At 73.8% G+C, this 19,322-nt stretch carries 20 protein-coding genes and 1 tRNA gene; 12 read left to right on the top strand and 9 right to left on the bottom strand.

The genetic code is table 11. The features are described from left to right. Positions 1-35 precede the first annotated feature (35 nt). A complete protein-coding gene (locus tag NUM_RS25155; protein ID WP_225918840.1) occupies positions 36-1,361 on the top strand; it encodes an NAD(P)/FAD-dependent oxidoreductase in 1,326 nt (441 codons plus the stop codon). Positions 1,362-1,487: 126 nt separating this feature from the next. On the opposite strand, the gene NUM_RS25150 is transcribed toward NUM_RS25155, so the two are convergent. Next, complete coding sequence (locus NUM_RS25150) at positions 1,488-3,503, bottom strand: acyltransferase family protein (protein WP_207127397.1); 2,016 nt, start codon at positions 3,501-3,503, stop codon at positions 1,488-1,490. Positions 3,504-3,715: 212 nt separating this feature from the next. On the opposite strand from NUM_RS25150, the gene NUM_RS25145 reads away from it, so the two are divergent. After that, complete coding sequence (locus tag NUM_RS25145) at positions 3,716-5,092, top strand: dihydrolipoyl dehydrogenase family protein (protein WP_207127396.1); 1,377 nt, start codon at positions 3,716-3,718, stop codon at positions 5,090-5,092. A 62-nt stretch (positions 5,093-5,154) separates the two neighbouring features. Further along, positions 5,155-5,236 (top strand) — tRNA-Leu (locus NUM_RS25140). A gap of 25 nt (positions 5,237-5,261) precedes the next feature. Here the strand turns inward: NUM_RS25140 and NUM_RS25135 are convergent. Then, positions 5,262-5,885, bottom strand: a complete 624-nt coding sequence (locus NUM_RS25135; protein WP_225918839.1) for a TOPRIM nucleotidyl transferase/hydrolase domain-containing protein — start codon at positions 5,883-5,885, stop codon at positions 5,262-5,264. An 89-nt stretch (positions 5,886-5,974) separates the two neighbouring features. On the opposite strand from NUM_RS25135, the gene rnhA reads away from it, so the two are divergent. The 3 genes from rnhA to NUM_RS25120 are packed head-to-tail and all read left to right on the top strand — an operon-like array spanning position 5,975 to position 8,112. Next, on the top strand, positions 5,975-6,523 hold the full coding sequence (gene rnhA / locus NUM_RS25130) for a ribonuclease HI (RefSeq protein ID WP_207127395.1): 549 nt from the start codon (positions 5,975-5,977) through the stop codon (positions 6,521-6,523). 51 nt (positions 6,524-6,574) lie between these two features. Further along, the gene (locus tag NUM_RS25125) at positions 6,575-7,327 is read left to right on the top strand and encodes a MerR family transcriptional regulator (protein ID WP_207127394.1); all 753 of its coding nucleotides are present in this window, start codon (positions 6,575-6,577) and stop codon (positions 7,325-7,327) included. Further along, a complete protein-coding gene (locus tag NUM_RS25120) occupies positions 7,324-8,112 on the top strand; it encodes a hypothetical protein (RefSeq protein ID WP_207127393.1) in 789 nt (262 codons plus the stop codon). Before NUM_RS25125 ends, NUM_RS25120 begins: the two co-directional genes overlap by 4 nt. A gap of 23 nt (positions 8,113-8,135) precedes the next feature. Here the strand turns inward: NUM_RS25120 and NUM_RS25115 are convergent, their stop codons facing one another. Both NUM_RS25115 and NUM_RS25110 read right to left on the bottom strand, forming a co-directional pair. Continuing rightward, complete coding sequence (locus tag NUM_RS25115; protein ID WP_207127392.1) at positions 8,136-8,441, bottom strand: hypothetical protein; 306 nt, start codon at positions 8,439-8,441, stop codon at positions 8,136-8,138. Further along, complete coding sequence (locus NUM_RS25110) at positions 8,438-8,761, bottom strand: hypothetical protein (protein ID WP_207127391.1); 324 nt, start codon at positions 8,759-8,761, stop codon at positions 8,438-8,440. Before NUM_RS25110 ends, NUM_RS25115 begins: the two co-directional genes overlap by 4 nt. Before the next feature lie 122 nt (positions 8,762-8,883). On the opposite strand from NUM_RS25110, the gene NUM_RS25105 reads away from it, so the two are divergent. Continuing rightward, positions 8,884-9,513, top strand: coding sequence for a TetR family transcriptional regulator (locus NUM_RS25105; RefSeq protein ID WP_207127390.1), 630 nt, complete (start codon positions 8,884-8,886; stop codon positions 9,511-9,513). Between the two features lie 89 nt (positions 9,514-9,602). Here the strand turns inward: NUM_RS25105 and NUM_RS25100 are convergent, their stop codons facing one another. Next, positions 9,603-10,532, bottom strand: a complete 930-nt coding sequence (locus NUM_RS25100) for an SGNH/GDSL hydrolase family protein (protein WP_207127389.1) — start codon at positions 10,530-10,532, stop codon at positions 9,603-9,605. A 259-nt stretch (positions 10,533-10,791) separates the two neighbouring features. On the opposite strand from NUM_RS25100, the gene NUM_RS25095 reads away from it, so the two are divergent. The 4 genes from NUM_RS25095 to NUM_RS25080 all read left to right on the top strand — a co-directional run bounded on the left by NUM_RS25095 (position 10,792) and on the right by NUM_RS25080 (position 14,625). Further along, the gene (locus tag NUM_RS25095; RefSeq protein ID WP_207127388.1) at positions 10,792-12,219 is read left to right on the top strand and encodes a glutamate decarboxylase; all 1,428 of its coding nucleotides are present in this window, start codon (positions 10,792-10,794) and stop codon (positions 12,217-12,219) included. Positions 12,220-12,343: 124 nt separating this feature from the next. Next, positions 12,344-13,225 (top strand): glycoside hydrolase family 16 protein, encoded by an 882-nt coding sequence (locus NUM_RS25090; RefSeq protein WP_207127387.1) that lies wholly within the window; start codon positions 12,344-12,346, stop codon positions 13,223-13,225. A gap of 135 nt (positions 13,226-13,360) precedes the next feature. Then, complete coding sequence (locus NUM_RS25085; protein WP_207127386.1) at positions 13,361-14,269, top strand: Bax inhibitor-1/YccA family protein; 909 nt, start codon at positions 13,361-13,363, stop codon at positions 14,267-14,269. Beyond that, positions 14,266-14,625, top strand: a complete 360-nt coding sequence (locus NUM_RS25080; protein ID WP_207127385.1) for a hypothetical protein — start codon at positions 14,266-14,268, stop codon at positions 14,623-14,625. The genes NUM_RS25085 and NUM_RS25080 overlap by 4 nt, the downstream gene beginning before the upstream one ends. 377 nt (positions 14,626-15,002) lie before the next feature. On the opposite strand, the gene NUM_RS25075 is transcribed toward NUM_RS25080, so the two are convergent. The 4 genes from NUM_RS25075 to NUM_RS25060 form a co-directional block, all read right to left on the bottom strand. Then, entirely contained in the window at positions 15,003-16,247 is a 1,245-nt protein-coding gene (locus tag NUM_RS25075; protein WP_207127384.1) for an acetyl-CoA C-acetyltransferase, read from the bottom strand. Positions 16,248-16,338: 91 nt separating this feature from the next. Then, positions 16,339-17,118: an SGNH/GDSL hydrolase family protein gene (locus NUM_RS25070; protein WP_207127383.1), complete on the bottom strand. Its 780-nt coding sequence runs from the start codon at positions 17,116-17,118 to the stop codon at positions 16,339-16,341. 35 nt (positions 17,119-17,153) lie between these two features. Next, complete coding sequence (locus NUM_RS25065; protein WP_207127382.1) at positions 17,154-18,176, bottom strand: SGNH/GDSL hydrolase family protein; 1,023 nt, start codon at positions 18,174-18,176, stop codon at positions 17,154-17,156. A 108-nt stretch (positions 18,177-18,284) separates the two neighbouring features. After that, entirely contained in the window at positions 18,285-18,695 is a 411-nt protein-coding gene (locus tag NUM_RS25060) for a PPOX class F420-dependent oxidoreductase (RefSeq protein WP_207127381.1), read from the bottom strand. A 154-nt stretch (positions 18,696-18,849) separates the two neighbouring features. Between NUM_RS25060 and NUM_RS25055 the strand changes: the two genes are divergently transcribed. Further along, the coding region (locus NUM_RS25055) for a YkvA family protein (RefSeq protein WP_207127380.1) at positions 18,850-19,322 on the top strand (473 nt) is incomplete at its 3' end.

Here is a 19,322-nt window from a genome sequence, read left to right as displayed (position 1 = left end):
TGGCGCGCAGCGGTACGACGCTCGGAGGTCACGGCGTGGCGCAACGCATCGTGGTGGTCGGCGGTGGGCAGCTCGGGCTGGAGTTCGCCCACCGGATCACGAAGAAGCTCCACCCGGGGGAGGCGCAGGTCACCGTCGTCGACCCGCGCTCCAACATGACCTACCAGTCGTTCCTGCCGGAGGCGGCGGCCGGCAGCATCGAGCCGCGGCACGCGGTGATCCCGCTGCGCCGGGTGCTGCGCCGCTGCCGCATCGTCGGCGGGACGGTCACCCGGATCAGCCACGCCGACCGTACGGTCAGCGTGCAGCCGCTGATCGGCCCGCCCCGCGAGCTGCCGTACGACCAGCTCGTGGTGTGTCCGGGTGGCATCACGCGCACCGCGCCGGTGCCGGGGCTGGCCGAGGAGGCGGTCGGTTTCCAGAGCATCGGCGAGGCGATCTGGCTGCGCAACCGGGTGCTGGAGCGGCTGGACGTGGCCGCCGCGACCACCGACCATGCCACCCGGGACCGGGCGCTGACGTTCGTGTTCGTCGGCGGCGGGTACGCCGGGGTCGAGGCGGTCGCCGAGCTGGAGGACATGGCCCGGGACGCGATCCGGTACTACCCGGAGCTGACCCTGGCGCAGATGCGCTGGGTGCTGGTCGAGATGGCCGACCGGATCATGCCCGAGGTCGACCTGGACCTGGCCCGCTACACGGCCCGCGAGCTGGGCATGCGCGGCCTGGACGTCCGGCTGTCCTGCCAGCTGGAGTCCTGTGTGGACGGCCACGTGGTGCTCTCCGACGGTACCGAGTTCGAGTGCGACACGATCGTCTGGACCGCCGGACTGAAACCGAGCCCGATGCTGCGCGACACCGACCTGCCGCTGGACGACCGCGGCCGGGTGGTGTGCAACGCGCGGCTGCAGGTGGTCGAGGACGGGCTGCCGCTGCCCGGGGTGTGGAGCGCCGGCGACAGCGCCGCGGTGCCCGACCTGACCAGCCCGGACCCGACCGCGCTGTGCGGCCCGACCGCGCAGCACGCGGTCCGCCAGGCCCGTACCCTGGCCCGCAACGTGCTGGCCACGTTGCGCGGCGGCGTGCCGGTCGAGTATCGGCACGCGTACGTCGGCAGCGTCGCGAGTCTCGGCCTGCACAAGGGCGTCGCCCAGGTGTACGGGGTGAAGGTGCGCGGCTGGCCGGCCTGGTTCATGCACCGCAGCTACCACATGACCCGGATACCGACGCTCAACCGCAAGGTGCACGTCATCGCGGACTGGACGCTCGCCCTGCTGTTGAGCCGGGAGACCGTCGCGCTCGGCGAGCTGCACGAGCCGCGCCAGCGGTTCGAACGCGCCGCGACCGGTCAACGCACCTCCTGACCTCAGCCCGCCGCGCCGTCGCCCGCACCGGTTCGCGACCAGCGCCCGCCGCGCCGTCGCCCGCACCGGCTCGCGACCAGCGCCCGCCGCGCCGGCTCGGGTGTGGCGCGCCGCGCCGGCCCGTGGTCAGCGGCGGGTGCCGTCGGCGATCGCGGACAGCTGCGGCAGCAGCCACGGCGCGACGATCCGCTGGTCGCCCGGCGGGGTGAGGTGCAGCCCGTCGCTGCGCAGCTGGATGCCGCGGATCGACCAGGTGAACTTCCCGTCCGGGCAGAGCACGTGGTTGAGGTCGAGCACGGTGGCGTGGCGGGCCGCGGCGACCCGGCGCAGCAGCGCGTTCCAGGCGTTCACCCGGGCCGGCTGGTCCTCGCCGTACAGGCTGCCGTCCGGCCGTTCGGCGCGGTGCGTGTACGGCGCGGTCAGCAGCACCACGGCGGCACCGCGCGCGGCGACGACGTCCACCGCCGTGGTCAGCTGCGTCGCCAGGTACGCGTCGTACTCCGGCTGGCCGACGTGCTGGTAGCGGCCGTTCAGCCTGCGGTCCATCAGCTCCCACCGGTCCAGCAGGATCACCGACACGTCCGGGTCGTCGGCGGTGACGGCCGAGCGCCAGCGGCTCGGCCAGCGGGTACAGCCGGGGTAGTTGGTGTGCGGGCTGTCGAGTTCCCGGATGTCCGGCAGCGTCGCGATGCCGCAGCCCTCCAGCGCCCGGACGTGCACGTCCAGCCCGGGATGCGGCGGCAGGTAGGTGCCGAGCGTCCAGGACACCGAGTCGCCGAAGAAGTCGATCCGCGGCTCGCTGCCCGGCGTACGGCCGGGCCGGCGCACCGGTGCCACCGGCGCCGGTGACCTGCTGGGTACCACCACGGGCCTGCCGCCGCCGGTGGCCCGGGCCGGCCCGCCGCCGGGCAGGCTCGCCGTCGCGCCGAGCACGACGACGGCCACCAGCGCCATCCCGGCCAGCACCCCGGCCGGGGCCAGCCGGCTGCCCCGGGGTACCAGCCGGCCGCGCCGGATCGGCTGCTCCACCAGGAAGTACGACGCGATCGACACGGCCAGCGTGATCGCGCAGCGCACCGCGAACAGCCCGATCCCGGCGAAGCCCAGCCGGCCCGCCGAGCAGAACACGAACACCGGCCAGTGCCACAGGTACACCCCGTACGAGATGCGACCGAGCGCGACCATCGGCGGCCGGGACAGTACCCACGCGGTCGGCGAACCGGGCGACAGCACGGCGTGCGCGATGACCGCGGCGACGGCGACGGCGATCGCCGCGAACCCGGCGTGGTACTGCCAGTCGGTCGACCCGGTCGCGTGCGAGGCCGCCCAGCCGAGCCCGAGCACCGCGAGGACCGTCGCGGTGCCGAGCAGCGGATGCTCGATCCGCCGGCTGCCGTCCCGCCGGTGCCGGCCGGGGGTGACCGCCGGCATCCGGTGCTGCAGCAGGATGGCCAGGGCGCAGCCGGTCAGCAGCGCCACGGCGCGGGTGTCGGTGCCGTAGTAGGTGCGGCTGGAATCGGTGGGGGCGTAGAGGATCCAGCACAGCGCCGTGGACAGGGCGGCGCCGGCCAGGCAGATCGCGAGCAGCACCCGGCGCCGGGCCGGCGACGGTGCCGGCCCGCCGCCGCGCCGGAACCCGGCGACGCCGACCAGCACCGCGAGTACCACCAGCGGCCAGACCAGGTAGAACTGCTCCTCGATGCCCAGCGACCAGGTGTGCTGCAGCGGCGTCGGTGTCGCGGTCTGCGCGAAGTAGTCCGACCCGCGGAAGATCATCCGCCAGTTCGCCACGTACAGCAGGGCGGCGAGCGCGTCGCCGCGCACCGGCGGCAGATCGCCGGAGGCGAGCAGGGCGCGGGACGCCGGTACCACCACCGCGAGCATCAGCAGCAGCGCCGGCAGCAGCCGGCGGGCCCGCCGGCCCCAGAACGCCGCCAGCCGGATCCGGCCGGTACCCGCGACCTCGGCGAGCAGCAGCGACGTGATCAGGAACCCGGACAGGACGAAGAACGCGTCGACGCCGATGAAGCCACCCGGTACCGCCGCGACACCCCCGTGGTAGACGAGCACCGCGGCCACCGCGAACGCGCGTACGCCGTCCAGCGCCGGCCGGTGCGCGAACCGGGTCGTGTTCTGCGCCATGACCTGCTCCTGTGCGGGGTTCCCCCAGGCCCCCTGCCCCACCCTGCCCAAGGCCCGGCCGGTACGTGGCCGGTTGCGCCGAATTCGTTGGGGGCGCACGCCGGGGCGGCGACCACCGGTCGGGACCCCCGGGTCGTGACGTGACGAACACCGCGGTTCGACGCGGCGGTGAAACAGATGCACCGCGCCGCCGGAACTGCCAGTCTGGGATCATGACGGATGCCGAACGGGTGGATGTGGTGGTGCTCGGCCTGGGGGTCGGCGGCGAGGAGGCGGCCGGCCGCCTCGCACAGGCCGGGCTCTCGGTCGTCGGCATCGAGCGGCGGCTGGTGGGCGGCGAGTGCCCGTACTACGCCTGCGTACCGACGAAGATGATGGTCCGCGCCGCGGACCTGCTCACCGACGCCCACCGGGTGAACGAGCTGGCCGGGCACGCCGACGTGCGGCCCGACTGGGGCCGGGTCGCCCGGCGGATCCGGGACGAGGCCACCGACGACTGGAACGACCAGGTCGCGGTCGACCGGCTGGTCGGCAAGGGCGTCCGGTTCGTCCGCGGCGAGGGCCGGCTCACCGGGCCGGACACCGTGTCGGTACGGCCGGCCGACGGCTCCGGCGAGCGGGTCTTCCGGGCCGACCGCGCGGTGATCGTCGGCTCCGGTACCGAGCCCGGCGCGCCGCCGATCCCCGGCCTCGCCGACACGCCGTACTGGACGAACCGGGACGCGGTGCGCACCGAGGAGCTGCCGGCGTCGCTGCTGATCCTCGGCGGCGGGCCGATCGGCTGCGAGTTCGCGCAGGTGTTCGCCCGGTTCGGGGTCGCGGTGACGGTGCTGGAGGCGGCCGACCGGCTGCTGCCCGGGGAGGAACCCGAGTCGTCCGAGCTGGTCAGGTCGGCGTTCTCCGCCGACGGCGTCACGGTTCGCACCGGTGCCGCGGTCGAGCACGTCGGGCACGACTGGCGCGGCTTCACCGCCCGGGTCGGCGGCGAGGAGCACATCGCCGGCCGGCTGCTGGTCGCCACCGGCCGCCGTACCGAACTGGCGGCGCTGGGCGTGGTCGAGGCCGGGCTGCCGAACGACCGGTTCATCGCCACCGACGACCGGATGCGGGCCACCGACCGGCTGTACGCGGTCGGCGACGTCACCGAGCACGGCGGGTTCACCCACATGGCGATGTACCAGGCGGACATCGCGGTGCGCGACATCCTCGGCCAGGGCGGCTTCTCCGCCGACTACCGCGCCGTGCCGCGGGTGACGTTCACCGACCCGGAGGTCGGCGGGGTGGGGCTCACCGCGGCGCAGGCCGGCAAGGCCGGCATCGACACCCTGATCGGCACCGCCGACGTGGCGGCCGAGACCCGCGGCTGGATCCACCAGGCGGGCAACGCCGGCGTGGTCAAGCTGGTCGCCGACCGGGACCGCAACGTGCTGGTCGGCGCCACCTCCGTCGGGCCGTGCGGCGGCGAGGTGCTCGCCGCGCTGACCCTCGCGGTACACGCCGAGGTGCCGATCGACCGGCTCCGCTCGATGATCGACGCGTACCCCACCTTCCACCGCGCCATCGGCACGGCGGTCGCTTCTTTAGCCTGATCAACATCACAGGTCTCGCATGTCCGGTGGCGCTGCGCTGACGGATACGGTGATTCCGACGCGCCCGGGTGGTGGAAGAGGCAGACACGGCCGCCTTAAAAGCGGCTGCCGAAAGGCGTGCGGGTTCGAACCCCGCTCCGGGCACCCAGGGCCCGCCGCGCGCGCCGGCTCAGCCGGCCGGGGCCAGGTGGGTGAGCAGGGCGTCGAGCGGGGCCGGGATGGTGGCCGGGTCGAGGGCGCCGGCGAGCAGGGTGGCGTAGCGCAGCTTGCGGCGCGCCCGGGTACCGACGAAGCGGCGCAGGATCGCGACGTCGCTCCAGCCGCGCTGGGCCGGTTGGCGGCGCAGGGTCTGCAGCGACCGCAGCTCGCCCGCGGCCGCGATGATCCGCTCGACCGCCGGGATCCCGAGGGTACGGATCAGCTCGCCCTCCAGGTCCTCGACGCAGGCGAAGAAGCCGAGCCGGGCGAGGCCGGCTCGGGTGAGCGCGGTGCCGAGGCCGGCGCGTTCCAGCGCCCGGCGGACCACGTGCTCCTCGCCCGAGTCGTACAGGCCGGCCAGCGTGACGCCGAGCCCGCCCGGGCCGAGCAGCCGGACGAAGTGCCCGATGTTGGTCACCCCGCCCATCGGGACCACGGCGATGCCCTGGGCGGTCAGGTCGAGCCCGCGCCGGGTGGCGACGATCGTCACCGCGGCCTCGTCGCTGTCGCCCTCGACGAGTACCGCGGTGCGCACCCCGGTGGGGATCCGGGCCGTCGTGGTCGTGACGACCGCGGGTTCCGGCCTGCTGTCCATCCACCCATCCTGCCCGTACCGGCGGGCCGCCCACCACGGGCTTTCCGCCCGGACCGGTCCGAGGCCGGGGTACCTCATAGGGTGTGGGCGTGACCGACGATGCGAGCGGTGCGGTGGTGGAGATCTTCACCGACGGGGCCTGCGTACCGAACCCGGGGCCGGGTGGCTGGGGCGCGCTGCTGCGCTACGGCGAGCACGAGAAGCGGTTGTGCGGCGGTCAGGTCGAGTCGACCACGAACAACCGGATGGAGCTGACCGCGCCGACCGAGGCGCTCAACGCGCTGACCCGGCCGGCCCGGGTCCACCTGTACACCGACTCCACGTACGTGCGGAACGGGGTCACCGCGTGGCTGGCCAAGTGGAAGCGGAACGGTTGGCAGACCGGCGCCCGGCAGCCGGTGAAGAACGAGGACCTGTGGCGGGCGCTGGACGCGGCGACGAGCCGGCACCAGGTGGAGTGGCACTGGGTCAAGGGCCACGCCGGTCACCCCGGTAACGAGGCGGCCGACCGGCTCGCCGCGCAGGGGCTCGGCGACGCGCTGCGCGCCGCCGGTCTCGCGCTGCCGGCGGCCGCCACCCGCTCCGTCGCCCGGCCCCGCCGGCCGGGCACGCCCCGCCGCCGGATCCGCAACGGGTGATCCTCGGCGGCGACTTGACCTTGCCGTAGCGGCAACGTTTCTACTGGTGGCATGCGGATCGGAGAGCTCGCCGCGCTGGTCGGGGTGTCGACCCGGACGGTGCGCCACTACCACCACACCGGGCTGCTGCCCGAGCCGGTACGGCTGTCCAACGGCTACCGCGAGTACCGGCTCGCGGATGCGGTGCGGCTGGCCCGGATCCGCCGGCTGACCGAGCTGGGCCTGTCCCTGGACGAGATCGCCGACGTCCTGGCCGACGACGCCGGCCGGGAGATCCGCGAGGTACTGGCCGAGCTGGACGCCGATCTGGCCCGCCAGCAGCAGGTACTGGCCGCGCGGCGGAAGCGGCTGGCCGAACTGCTCGCGGCCGACCGGATCGACCCGGACGCCACCGCGGTACCGGAGTTCGCCGAGGTGCTGCGCGGGCTGCCGGTCGCCGGTTCCCGGTTCGCCGCGCTGGACCGCGACCTGCTGCAGCTGGCCGCCGCGAACGCCGCGCCCGACCAGGCGGCCGAGTTCGCCGACCTGCTGCGGCCGGCGCTGACCGGGGCGGCCGGCGACCGGCTGCCCGAGCTGTACCGGCGGCTGGACGAGCTGGCCGACGCCGATCCGGCCGACGCCCGGGTCGCCGCGCTCGCCGCGGAACTCGCCGAGATCCTGCCGGCCGAGCTGACCGGCGCGCTCGCGGACAGCCTGGACGACCCGGCGCACGCCCGCTGGTTCGACGCGCTGTCGGCCGAGCTGAGCGTCGCGCAGGCAGCGGTGATCCGGACCGTCGCGACGATCGTGCGGGGCCGGCGATGAGCACCCGGCAGCAGCCGACCGGCGCCCGCCCCGACGACCTGTCCCGGACCCGGCCGGTCGCGGGCGCGCAGCGGGGCCGAGCGCGCGGTGCCCGGATGCTCGGGTCCCTCCGGGCGCGGACCGTCGCGGCCCACCGGGCGCGCGCCGTACGGGCCCTGGGCTGGCTTCGCGCGCGCTACGAGCGGGTGGTCCCGCGGCTGGCGCGGCGGCTGATCGCGTTCGACGCGGCCGGCACGCTGAGCCTGCTGCTGTGGGTACGCCGGCGCCGGCACGGCGTGCCACCCGGTGTGGTCGCGGTGCCGTACGTGGCGGCGCAGTTCGGCCTGCTCGTGACGTTCGCGGTGCTCACTGCGGTGGAGCTGGTCGGGATCGAGCTGCTGCTGCGGGCGCTGGGCGCGCCGGGCCCGGTACGGGCGGCGCTGCTGGTCCTGGACGGGTACGGGGTGCTCGCCGTGCTGGGCATCCTGGCCGGCTGCGTGACCCGGCCGCACGTGGTGACCGCCGACGAGGTGCGGATCCGGTACGCGGGGCTGTTCGACCTGCGCATCCCGCGTTCGCTGGTGGCGCAGGCGAAGCGGATCCGGCGGTACGACGAGCACGGGATGGTCCGGATCGTCGACGGGCAGCTGTCGGTCGCGGTCGCCGCGCAGACCAACGTCGAGCTGACGCTGGCCGAACCGGTCCCGGCCACCCGCCCGCTGGGCCGGGTCGAGCCGGTGCGGTCGGTCCGGCTGTACGCGGACGATCCGGCCGCCGCGCTGGCCGCGCTGGCACCGCCGACCTGACCCGACACCGGCGATGCCGTTCGTCAGGCGGTCTCCCGCCGCAGCCGGCGGCTCAGCTCGTACCCGACGCCGAACGCGGTCATCGCGAAGGCGCCGACGGTCACCCAGGCCAGGCGGCTGCCGGCGGTCTGCTGGTCGATGCCGCGCCAGCCGGTCGCGAGCAGCGTGACCCCGCCGGCGAGGTTGAGCGCGGACCAGGCGAGGTTCGCGGCCGGGCCGGAGTCGGCGCCCCGCAGCGGGGTCAGGCACCGCTTGCCGGCGATGCCCATGACCGCGTGCGGCATCGCGTTGACCAGCAGTGCCCCGGCGAGGGCGTCGCGTGCCGTCATCGTGCTCCTCCTCCTCGCCCGGCCCGGGACCGGGACCAGCTCCACAGTCCGCCGGCGGCGGGCAGCAGCCCGACCAGCACGGCGGGCACGCTGCCGTGCCGGAACAGCGTCACGTCCAGGGCGATCGCCGCGAGCACGGTCAGCACGTACGGCGCGGTGAGCCACCGGTCCGGGTGCCGCCCCGCGACGACCGTCACCGCTCCGAGGATCACGGCGGTCACCAGCAGCGAGCCCAGGCCGCCGGCGACGCCGGTCCAGCTCCGCGGCAGCCCGCCCACCGCGGCGAAGAACGCCACGGTGCCGATCGCCCAGACGGCCATGCCGCCGCGCGGTAGCGGGGTCGTGGGGCGAACCGGTGCGCACCGGCTGGTCACCGAGAGCGGCATGGTTCCTCCGGGTCTTTTATGGACGGCGTACATTTGCTCCTCGGAAGGGAGGCTATATGGACGACGGTCATATAGCAAGGCGACGCGGTGCTCCGCCGGCCGGTCAGCGGCTGAGCCGGGATGCCGTGCTGGCCCGCGCCGAGGACCTGATCGATGCCGACGGGTACGACCGGTTCAGCCTCCGTGCGCTCGCGGCGGCGCTCGGCGTGCGCCCCAACGCGCTGTACAACCACGTCGGCGGGCGGGAGGAGCTGCTCGACGCGGTGGCCGAGCGGTACCTGGCCGAGTTCGTACTGCCGGACACCGGCGAGCCGTGGCCGGAATGGGTCCGTACGGTCGCCATCGGGCTGCGCGCGCAGTTGCTCGACCACCCGGAACGGGCGGCGCTGCTGCTGTCCCGCGCCGGCGGTACCGCCCTCGGCCCGGTCGTGCTGCGCCGGTTCGTCGACCGGTTGGTCGCGGCCGGCGTCGACCGGGCCATCGCGCACCTCGGCTGGCACCTGATGCTGACGACGGTGGTCGGTACCGTGCAGCAGGAACGCCGGCGGGGAAAGGACCCGGCCGGCACGTTCGAGGCGGTGCTCGACGTCGCGCTGCGCGGCCTGGTGGCGGTCGCCGCGGCGGCACCGGACGAGCGGGCGACCATGCTGCTCGCCGCGCACCGGCTCGCGCACCCGCAGCCCTGACGGCGGCGCAGTCCCGCCGAGCGCCGCGACCGGACGGCGGCGGGAACGTCGCCCGCCGCCGCGACGGGAGCGCGGCGGCGGGCGGCGGGTCAGCCCTGGCGGATCCGGTCGAAGACGATCTGCGACTGGGCGTTCGCGCCGGACACGTTAGGGTGCAACGGAACCGACAGGCTGCCGACCGGGTTGAGGGACAGGACGGTCAGCGGCTCGACGTAACGGGTGGTCGGCGCCTTGCAGGCGTCGTGGCCGATCGTCGGGGTGTACGTGTCGGCGAGGTCGGCGCCGGCGCCCGCCGCCGAGGTCGCCAGCATCGCGTTCATCTCCTTGAACTTGGCGGTGAACCACGCCATGTCGGTGTTGCTGAGGATCGGTACCCGGGGGAAACACGCCTTGCCGTTGTCCGGCACCGCGTCCAGGTAGTTCACCAGCACGATGCGGGCCTGCGGGGAGCGCGCGCGTACCCCGTTGATCGCGGCCGTGAGCTTCGGCTCGGCGGCGGCGATCTTCGCCGAGATCTGGTCGGTGCCGCCGGAGGTGTAGCGCGCCTTGCAGGACTTGCCGGTCAGGCTGTCCTCGATGCAGGTGGTGGCGAGGCCGACCAGTCCGATGTCGTTGCCGCCGATGCCGATCGTGACCAGGTCGGTGGTCGCGGTCAGCCGGTCGAACTGGGGTGCGTTGCTGCCGCCGAGCACGCTCTGCGCACCGGTGAAGTCGTCGGTGGTGGCACCGCCGCAGGAGGCGTCGGTGAACTTGTCGACGTCGAGCAGCTTCGCCACCTGGTGCGGGTAGTCGGTCACCGACTGCGCGCAGCCCAGCGGGACGTAGCTGGTGTCCGGCAGGTTGGTGAAGCCGGACGACGAGGTGTACGAGTCGCCGAGCGCCACGTACTCGTGGTACGCCGGGGCGTCGTTGCCGTCCGCGTGCGCGATGGCCGGGCCGGCCAACACGGTTGCCGCGGCGGCGCCGAGGCTGGCGAGCGCGGCGAGCGCGCGCCGACCTCGGACGCGGTTGAGGGGCATGGGGGGCTCCTTGGGGGTCCGGTCCGATGTGGGGGTATTCGCGATGTACATCGCGAAATTTCCTCATGAACATAGAACCGCTGGTATCGCCCGGGCAAGGCCGCCCGGCGAACGTGTTCCCGCCCGGTACGCCGCACCCGCCGGGACGCCGGGACGCCCGTGCCGAGGGGATCGCGCGGAGCCGGCCGTGCCGTACCCGTGGCGTCGTTAGGCTGCGGGCACCGGCGTGGCCGCCGGATCACCTCGCGGGGAGGCGGGTATGTGCGCAGCGCACGAGACCGGTGACGGGGCCGTGGGCGAGGACCTGTTCGCCAGTTCGGTGATGGTCCGGCCGGCGCCGAAGGACAGGTTCCCGTCGGCCGAACGCGGTGCCCGCCAGGTGTACCAGCTGATCCGGGACGAGCTGCTGCTCGACGGCGCGTCCCGGATGAACCTGGCGACGTTCTGCACCACCTGGCTGGAGGACGAGGCCCGCCGGCTGATGGCCGAGTCGATGGACAAGAACATCGTCGACAAGGACGAGTACCCGCAGACCGCCGAGCTGGAGCGGCGCTGCGTGCACATGCTGGCGGACCTGTTCCACGCGCCGGACCCGGCACATGCCACCGGTACCTCCACGGTCGGGTCGTCGGAGGCCGCGATGCTGTGCGGTCTCGCGGCGAAGTGGCGCTGGCGCAACCGCCGCCAGGCGGCGGGCAAGGACCACTCGCGGCCGAACTTCGTCTGCGGCTCGGTGCAGGTCTGCTGGGAGAAGTTCGCCCGCTACTTCGACATCGAGATCCGCCAGGTACCGATGCCGGCCGGGCACCTGCTCACCCCGGAGGCGGCGGTGGCGCGGTGCGACGAGAACACGATCGCGGTGGTACCGACGTTCGGGCAGACGTTCACCGGGCTGTTCGAGGACGTCGCCGGCATCTCGGCGGCGCTGGACGACCTGCAGGAACGTACCGGGTTGGACGTCCCGATCCACGTCGACGCGGCGAGCGGCGCGTTCGTGGCCGCGTTCTGCGCGCCGGACCTGCGGTGGGACTTCCGGCTGCCGCGGGTGAAGTCGATCAACGCGTCCGGGCACAAGACCGGGCTGGCGCCGGTGGGCAGCGGCTGGGCGCTCTGGCGCGAGGTCGACGACCTGCCGAAGGAGCTGGTGTTCAACGTCAACTACCTGGGCGGCGAGATACCGACCGTCGGCCTCAACTTCTCCCGCCCGGGCGGCCAGGTCATCACCTCGTACTACAACTTCGTCCGGCTGGGCCGGGCCGGCTACACCAAGGTGCAGGCGGCCGCGTACGAGGTGGCCCAGCACATCGCCGCCGGCGTCGGCGAGCTCGGCCACTTCGACCTGGTGTACGACGCGGATCCGCGCCGCGGCATCCCCGCGGTGACCTGGCAGCTGGCCGCCGGCGAGCACCGGTTCGACCTGTTCGAACTGGCCGAGGAGCTGCGCACCCGGGGCTGGCTGGTGCCCGCGTACACGCTGCCGGCGGACCAGCAGGAGACCGCGGTGCAGCGGATCGTGGTGCGGCACGGGCTGTCCATCGACATGGCCGACCTGCTGCTCGCCGATCTGCGCCGGGCGGTGACGAAGCTGGACCACCCGGAACGGCAGGTGCCGCACGAGCCGACCACGGCGAGCGGCTTCAACCACGACGCGACCCCGGCGGTACCGACCGAGCAGCTGGACCGGTGACGCGGCTCTGCGCGTACAAGACTTGAATCATTGACAAGTCGGACCAAAGGTTCGAAGCTCAACAGTCGAATACTTCACAATGTTTCCGATTTGCGGCTCCCTACGCCGCCGGAAGGAGTATCCGATGCGCATCCCCCGACGTCGCGCGGTCCTCGCCGCCGCCCTGCTGGGTACGGTGCTCGCCGCCGCGGGCGGTCCCGCCGCCGGCGCCGCCCCGGTACGGCCGCACGCCAGCACGTTCACCGACGACTTCGACGGCGCCGCCGGCAGCGCGCCGGACGGCAACAAGTGGGTCCACGAGATCGGCGACAACGGCGGCAACAACCACGAGCTGGAGTACTACACCGACTCGACGTCCAACGCCGCGCTCGACGGCAACGGCAACCTCGTCATCACCGCGCGCAAGGAGAACCCGGCCAACTACAGCTGCTGGTACGGCAGCTGCCAGTACACCTCGGCCCGGCTCAACACGTCACAGTCGTTCAGCCAGGCGTACGGGCACTTCGAGGCGCGGATCAAGATTCCCGCCGGGCAGGGCATGTGGCCGGCGTTCTGGGCGCTCGGCGACAACATCGGCTCGGCCGGCTGGCCCGGCTGCGGCGAGCTGGACATCATGGAGAACGTCGGCTTCGAGCCGGGCACGGTGCACGGCACCATGCACGGACCCGGGTACTCCGGTGCCGCCGGTCCCGGCGCCGCCTACTCGCTGCCGAACGGGCAGGCGTTCGCCGACGACTTCCACACCTTCGCCCTCGACTGGTCGCCGAACCAGGTCGTCTGGTCGGTCGACGGCAACGCGTACGAGACCCGAACTCCGGCCGACACCAACGGCAACCCGTGGGTGTTCGACCACCCGTTCTTCCTGATCCTCAACCTCGCGGTCGGCGGCGACTGGCCGGGCAGCCCGGACGGCAACACCCCGTTCCCGGCCCGGATGGTCGTCGACTACGTGCACGCCAGCTCCGCCGACAGCGCCGACCAGCTCGCCGGGACCGTCCGGCACTGACCGGAGTCGGAACGCTCCGGTACGTGGCGCTCGTCGTCGCGGGTGGGCGTTCGGGTGCTGCCGGCCGGTACGCTGGATCGGTGCCGGTCGGCACGCACCGCCGCCGACCTGGGCGGACGCGACGAGGAGGCGGCGTTGAGGAGTTCCAACCCGATGCTCAACCGCATGCTGCGCAACGCGGTGCGGGACAGGGTGCCGGCCGGTGGCGCCCCGCAGTACGGCCAGCAGGGCTACGCCCCGCAGTACGGCCAGGGCTACGGCCAGCCCGGCTACGGCCAGCCGCAGTACGGCCAGCCCGGCTACGGGCAGTACGGCACCCAGACGCCGTACCCGACGACGCCCGGCATGGTGGCTCCGCAGGTGCGGCCGATGACCATCGACGACGTCGTGATCCGCACCCTCGGCCTGATCGGGCTGACCGGCGTGGTCGGCGCGCTGAGCTGGGTGCTGCTGCCCTCCGCCGGCCCGATCGCCGGCGTGCTGCTCGCGGTCGCGTGCATCGCCACCCTCGGCATCGCACTGTTCTCCTGGTTCCGGCCGATCACCAACCCGGCCGTCATCGCGGTGTACGCGGTGTCCCAGGGGCTGCTGCTGGGCACGGTCAGCCGGGTCTTCGAGAGCTTCTATCCGGGCATCGTGCTGCAGGCGGTGGTCGGCACGTTCGCGATCTTCGCCGGCATGACCGTGCTGTACAAGTTCCGGGTGCTGCGGGCGACGCCGAAGTTCACCAAGTTCGTCATCGGCGCGCTGATCGGCGTCGTCGTGCTCAGCGTGTTCAACCTGGTGCTGAGCGCCTTCGGGCACAACCCCGGCCTGATCCAGTACACCGTGACCGGCAAGGTCAGCTGGCTGCCCATCGTGTTCAGCCTGGTCTGCATCGTGGTCGGCGCGCTGACGTTCGTGCTCGACTTCGCCGCCGTCGAGGAGGGCGTCCGGGCCGGCGCGCCGCAGAAGTACGCCTGGTACTGCGCGTTCGCCCTGCTCGCCGGCCTCATCTTCCTGTACTGGCAGATCCTGCGGATACTCGGCTACCTGCGCCGGTGACCGAACTCGCGCAGCTGACCCGTCGGCTGGTCGCCGGCACCGCACACTGGTCGCCGGCGGCCTGGGCCGCCCGCATCACCCCGGTGGCCGCGCCCGCCCCCGCCGCCTCGGCGGAGCCGGGGGCGGTGCCGACCCGCGCCGACGTGCTGCACTCCCTGGTGCAGCAGCTCGCCGATCTGTCCGCCGAGGCCGAATCCCGCCCACCCCAACCGGTTCCGCGCCTGGCCAACGACCTGGCCCTGCCCGACCAGCTGTGGGTCGTGGCCACCGACCTCGTGGCCGCCGCGCCGTCCCCGGTCCTCTCGACCCGAGCCGAAGCCGCCCTCCGCACCACCCACCACACCCTGTTCCCCTGACCGGGGTCGCGGTTACCCGTTGCGCTGCGTGTGTTGTCGCGGTTCGGCGGGGCTTGGGTTACCCCTGGCACTGCGTGTGTCGTCTGGTCCCGATCCGCTTCGCCCTTCACGACCCCTGGTTGCCCGCCGTTGGGTGCGTGCGAGAGAAGAGTTCCGCTCCAGAGGCGGGCCAGGCGGCGTCCGGATCTCGTCTCCGCGTCCCCGGCGGGGGATGGTCAAGGGGGCGACTGCCCCCTTGACGGGGAGGGGTGTGGGGAGGGGCGAAGCCCCCTCCCCACGTTCCCCCACAAGGTTTCAACGCGGCGAACAGAGGTGGCCTTTACCCCCACACCCCGAACGCGCCAGCACGCAGCGCAACCCTTGTCCGCAAGGCCGGATCAGAGCCGTTCGATGATCATGGCCATGCCCTGCCCGCCACCGACACACATCGTCTCCAACCCGAACCTCTTGTCGTGCCAGTCCAGGTTGTTCAGCAGCGTCCCGGTGATGCGGGCCCCGGTCATCCCGAAGGGATGCCCCACGGCGATGGCGCCACCGGACACGTTCAGCTTCTCCAGCGGGATGCCGAGCTGCTGGTACGACGGGATGACCTGGGCGGCGAACGCCTCGTTGATCTCGACCAGGTCGATGTCGTCGATGGTCATGCCGGCGCGGGCGAGCGCCTGCCGGGACGCCTCGACCGGCCCCAGCCCCATGATCTCCGGCGACAGCGCGGACACGCCGGTGGACACGATCCGGGCCAGCGGCCGCAGCCCCAGCTCGGCGGCCTTCGTGTCGCTCATGACCACGACCGCGGCGGCGCCGTCGTTGAGCGGGCAGCAGTTGCCGGCGGTGACCCGGCCGTCCGGCCGGAACACCGGCTTGAGGCCGGCGACGCCCTCCAGCGTGGTACCGGCGCGCGGGCCGTCGTCACCGGACACGACGGTACCGTCGGGCAGCGTCACCGGGGTGATCTCGCGGGCCCAGAATCCGCTCGCGATCGCCCTCTCGGCGAGGTTCTGGCTGCGCACGCCGAACTCGTCCATCGCGGCGCGGCTCACGTCGTACACCTGGGCGAGGTTCTCCGCGGTCTGGCCCATCGCCAGGTAGATGTCGGGCAGCTCGCCGTCGTCGCGCGGATCGGTCCAGTCCGGCTGGCCGCCGCCGGCGCGCGTCACCGAGCGTTCCCGGGCGGCGGCGAACCTTGGGTTCTGCCAGCCGCCGCCGACGAGCGCCTGCGCCTCCTCGGGCAGCGCGTCGGAGTTGCCCCGGGCGTACCGGGAGACGCACTCGACGCCGGCCGACAGGAACACGTCGCCCTCGCCGGCCTTGATCGCGTGGAACGCCATCCGGGTGGTCTGCAGCGAGGACGCGCAGTACCGGGTGATCGTCGCGCCGGGCAGCGTGTCGTACCCGAGCAGGGTGGCGACCACCCGCGCCATGTTGAAGCCCTGCTCGCCGCCGGGCAGGCCGCAGCCCAGGTACAGGTCGTCGATGGTGGTCGGGTCGAGCTCGGGCACCTTGTCGAGCGCGGCGCGGATGATGGACGCCGCCAGGTCGTCGGGGCGCATCTCGCGCAGCGAGCCCTTGACCGCCCGACCGATCGGCGACCGCGCCGTCGCCACAATCACTGCTTCAGCCATGGCCGCATGTTACCGCTGGGTAGCGCCGCGCGAACAGCCTCTCCGCACGCCGATCGAGGTGCACCGGCAGCCGACCGCGCCGGGCGGCCCGCTAGTAGGTCGAGCCGTGCAGGGCGGCGACCGCCGGGTACAGCGCGTGCGCCCAGATCCGGTAGCCGTCGGCGGACGGGTGGAACCCGTCGGAACTCACCATGCCCCGGTCGGCGCGGAACAGCGGCCCCACCGCGGCGGCCAGATCGACCGGCACGCCGTCGGCCGCGCGCGTCGCGGACACCTGGGCCTGCGCCAGCCGCTGCGCGACCAGCCCGACCAGCTCCCGCAGCGGCTGCCCGATGCCCCGGCAGGCGCCCAGATCCGGGCAGGTACCGACGACCACGGCGATGCCGGCGGCGCGCAGCCGGGTGACGGCCGCGGCGAGTTCGGCGGCGGCCCGGCTCGGCGCCGTCAGGTGCACCACGTCGGCGCCGCCGACCAGGATCACCGCGAGGTCCGGCGGGTCGACCAGCAGGGTGCGCGACACCTGCGGATCCAGGTCGGCCGTGCGCGACCCGGAGACCGCGGCGCTGGTCAACGCGACCCGTACACCGGTGTCGGCGAGGCGGGCCGCGAGCTGGCCACCGACCGTCTCTTCCACCCGGTGCACGCCGACGCCGGCGGCGGTGGAATCGCCCAGCATGGCCAGTTTCAGCACCGGCGCGTGCAGCGGCCCGAACGTGGCGCGCATGCCCGGACCGATCGCCGGCTGCCCGTACCGCCGGCCGAGGGCGAGCCCGGCCTCCACGGCGAGCAGCCCGACCGACATCAGCACGAACCCCGCGGTGGACACGAGCACACCGCGGCCGGCGAAACGGACGATCTGGCCAGCCCTCATCGCGCGCTCCCGTCTCTCGCCGGTCCCGCGACGGCTCAGCCCTCCGTCGCTGGCTCCGTCACCATTGTCCCGGGTGGATGCGGATCGGTGGGGCGGGCGGCGAGCAAACGCACCCGACGGCGTAGCTGCGCCCACCGGCCACCGGCCAGCGTCGGCCCGGCCGCACTGACCTCGGTACCGGCCCGGTCGGCCGCGGCCGCGGCGGCGTGCGGCAGCGACCGCAGCATGGCGGCGGTCAGCTTCTCCTCCGCCGGCTCGCCCAGCCCGCCGAGCACGGACGCCACCGTGGGCAGCAGCGCCGCGGTCGCCTTCGCGTACCCCGCCGGAGAGGGGTGGAAGTGGTCGGCGCTGAACAGCTCCTCCGGGGCGGCCAGGAACTCCGGCCCGAGCAGGTCGCCGAGCGACACGGTACGCCCGCCGGCCTCGACCGTGGCGATCGTCTGCGCGGCGGCGAGCTCCCGGCTCCACCGCCGGCACACCCAGCGCAGTGGCTGCCGGATCGGCCGGATCGTGCCCAGGTCCGGGCAGGTACCGACGACCACCCGGCTGCCGGCCGCGGCGAGCTGGCCGACCACCCGGGACAGGTGCCGCACCGACACCGGCGGCCGGACCACGTGCGTCACGTCGTTCGCGCCGACCAGCACCACCGCGACGTCGGGCTGCAGCTCCAGCGCCTGGTTGAGCTGCGGGTACAGGTCGGCGGTGAGGGCGCCGACGACCGCGAGGCAGTGCAGCCGGACCGGCCGGCGCAGGATGTCGGCGAGGCCGTTGGCGAGCAGCGCACCGGGCGTCTGCCGGGGCAGCTCGGCGCCCATCCCGGCGGCGGTCGAGTCACCGAGCACGGCGACGGTCAGCGGGGCGACCCCGTCGGCGGCGAACTCGGCGCCGTAGTCGCCGTCGCAGTCGGGCACCGGCCCGTCCGGCACCTTGATCGTCCACTTCGCCAGTTGCGCCTCGCCGAACAGCAGGCCGGTGGCCGCCGCGCCGAGCAAACCGAGGCCGCCGCCCCCGTACGCGGCGGCGAGGGCAATGCGATGGGCCCGAGACGCACGGCTCATGTGGCTACCCCCTCTTGTTGATCACTACCTCAAAGCTAACCGGGCGGCGCTCGTTCGACCTGTCTGTTGCCTCTCATCCGCCCGGCCGGGCGGTTCGCGCCGGTACGGTCAGCCCTGCCGGTCCGGCCCGGCCGACAGCGGCGTGATCCGCACCAGGACGCGCCGTTGCTGCACCATGGCGGCCCGGTACTCGTCCCAGTCGGGGTGCTCGCCGGCGGTGCGGCGGTAGTAGTCGACCAGCGGTTCCATCGCGTCCGGCAGCTCCACGATCTGCGCGGTACCGGTGATCTGGATCCACCGCCCGAAGAACCCGTCCGGCAGCACGCACAGGTACGCGCGGGGATCGCGCCGCAGGTTGCGCGTCTTGTACGCGGTCTGCCTCGTGCTGACGACGATCAGCCCGTCGCCGTCGACACCGACGGTCACCGGGCTCAGCTGCGGGGTGCCGTCCTGCTTCATCGTTGCCAGTACCGCGTGGTGCTGGTCGCGCACCACGGCCCGTGCCTCGTCGAGATCCATCCCACCAGCCTGCCCCAGAGCTGGTCGTCGTGGTTCGACCGGCGCGAGCGGGTGGCGAACGCCCCGTGCTGTCGGGACCCGCCGGGATGGCGAGACTTTCACCGTTGGCGACGTGCGGGCACCATAGGGGACAACGCGACCGCGGGAGGCGTCGATGGCCGGTAGTGGTGCACAGCGCAGGTACAACGGGTTCCGGGCCCTGGGCCGGGCGCTGCTGGCGCGCGGCGGGGCCAGCCTGCCGCGGCGGATCGGTGCGCTGCCCCGGCTGTTCCGGGCCCGGATGCGCGGCGAGTACGACGGGCTCACCTGGGGCCGGCTGGCCGCGATGCTGGTCGCGCTGGTCTACGTCGTCTCGCCGATCGACCTGGTACCGGAGGCGTTCCTGCTGATGTTCGGGCTGGCCGACGACGGCGTCGCGGTGCTGTGGCTGGCCGGCGCGCTGCTCGACGAGGGGGAACGCTTCCTGTCCTGGGAGCGCTCCCGCGCCGGCGCCCCCGCGGGCCCGCCCCCCGGCGCACCGGGGCCGCAGTACGGTGCCGGCCAGCACCCGGGCAGCCAGCACCCGGGCAGCCAGCACCCGGGCAGCCAGCACCCCGGCGCCGGTCGGTATCCGGGTGCTCCGGCCGG

It is taken from the genome of Actinocatenispora comari, from assembly GCF_017312725.1.
Taxonomy (GTDB): domain Bacteria; phylum Actinomycetota; class Actinomycetes; order Mycobacteriales; family Micromonosporaceae; genus Actinocatenispora; species Actinocatenispora comari.
This window is presented reverse-complemented; position numbering and strand designations above follow the sequence as displayed.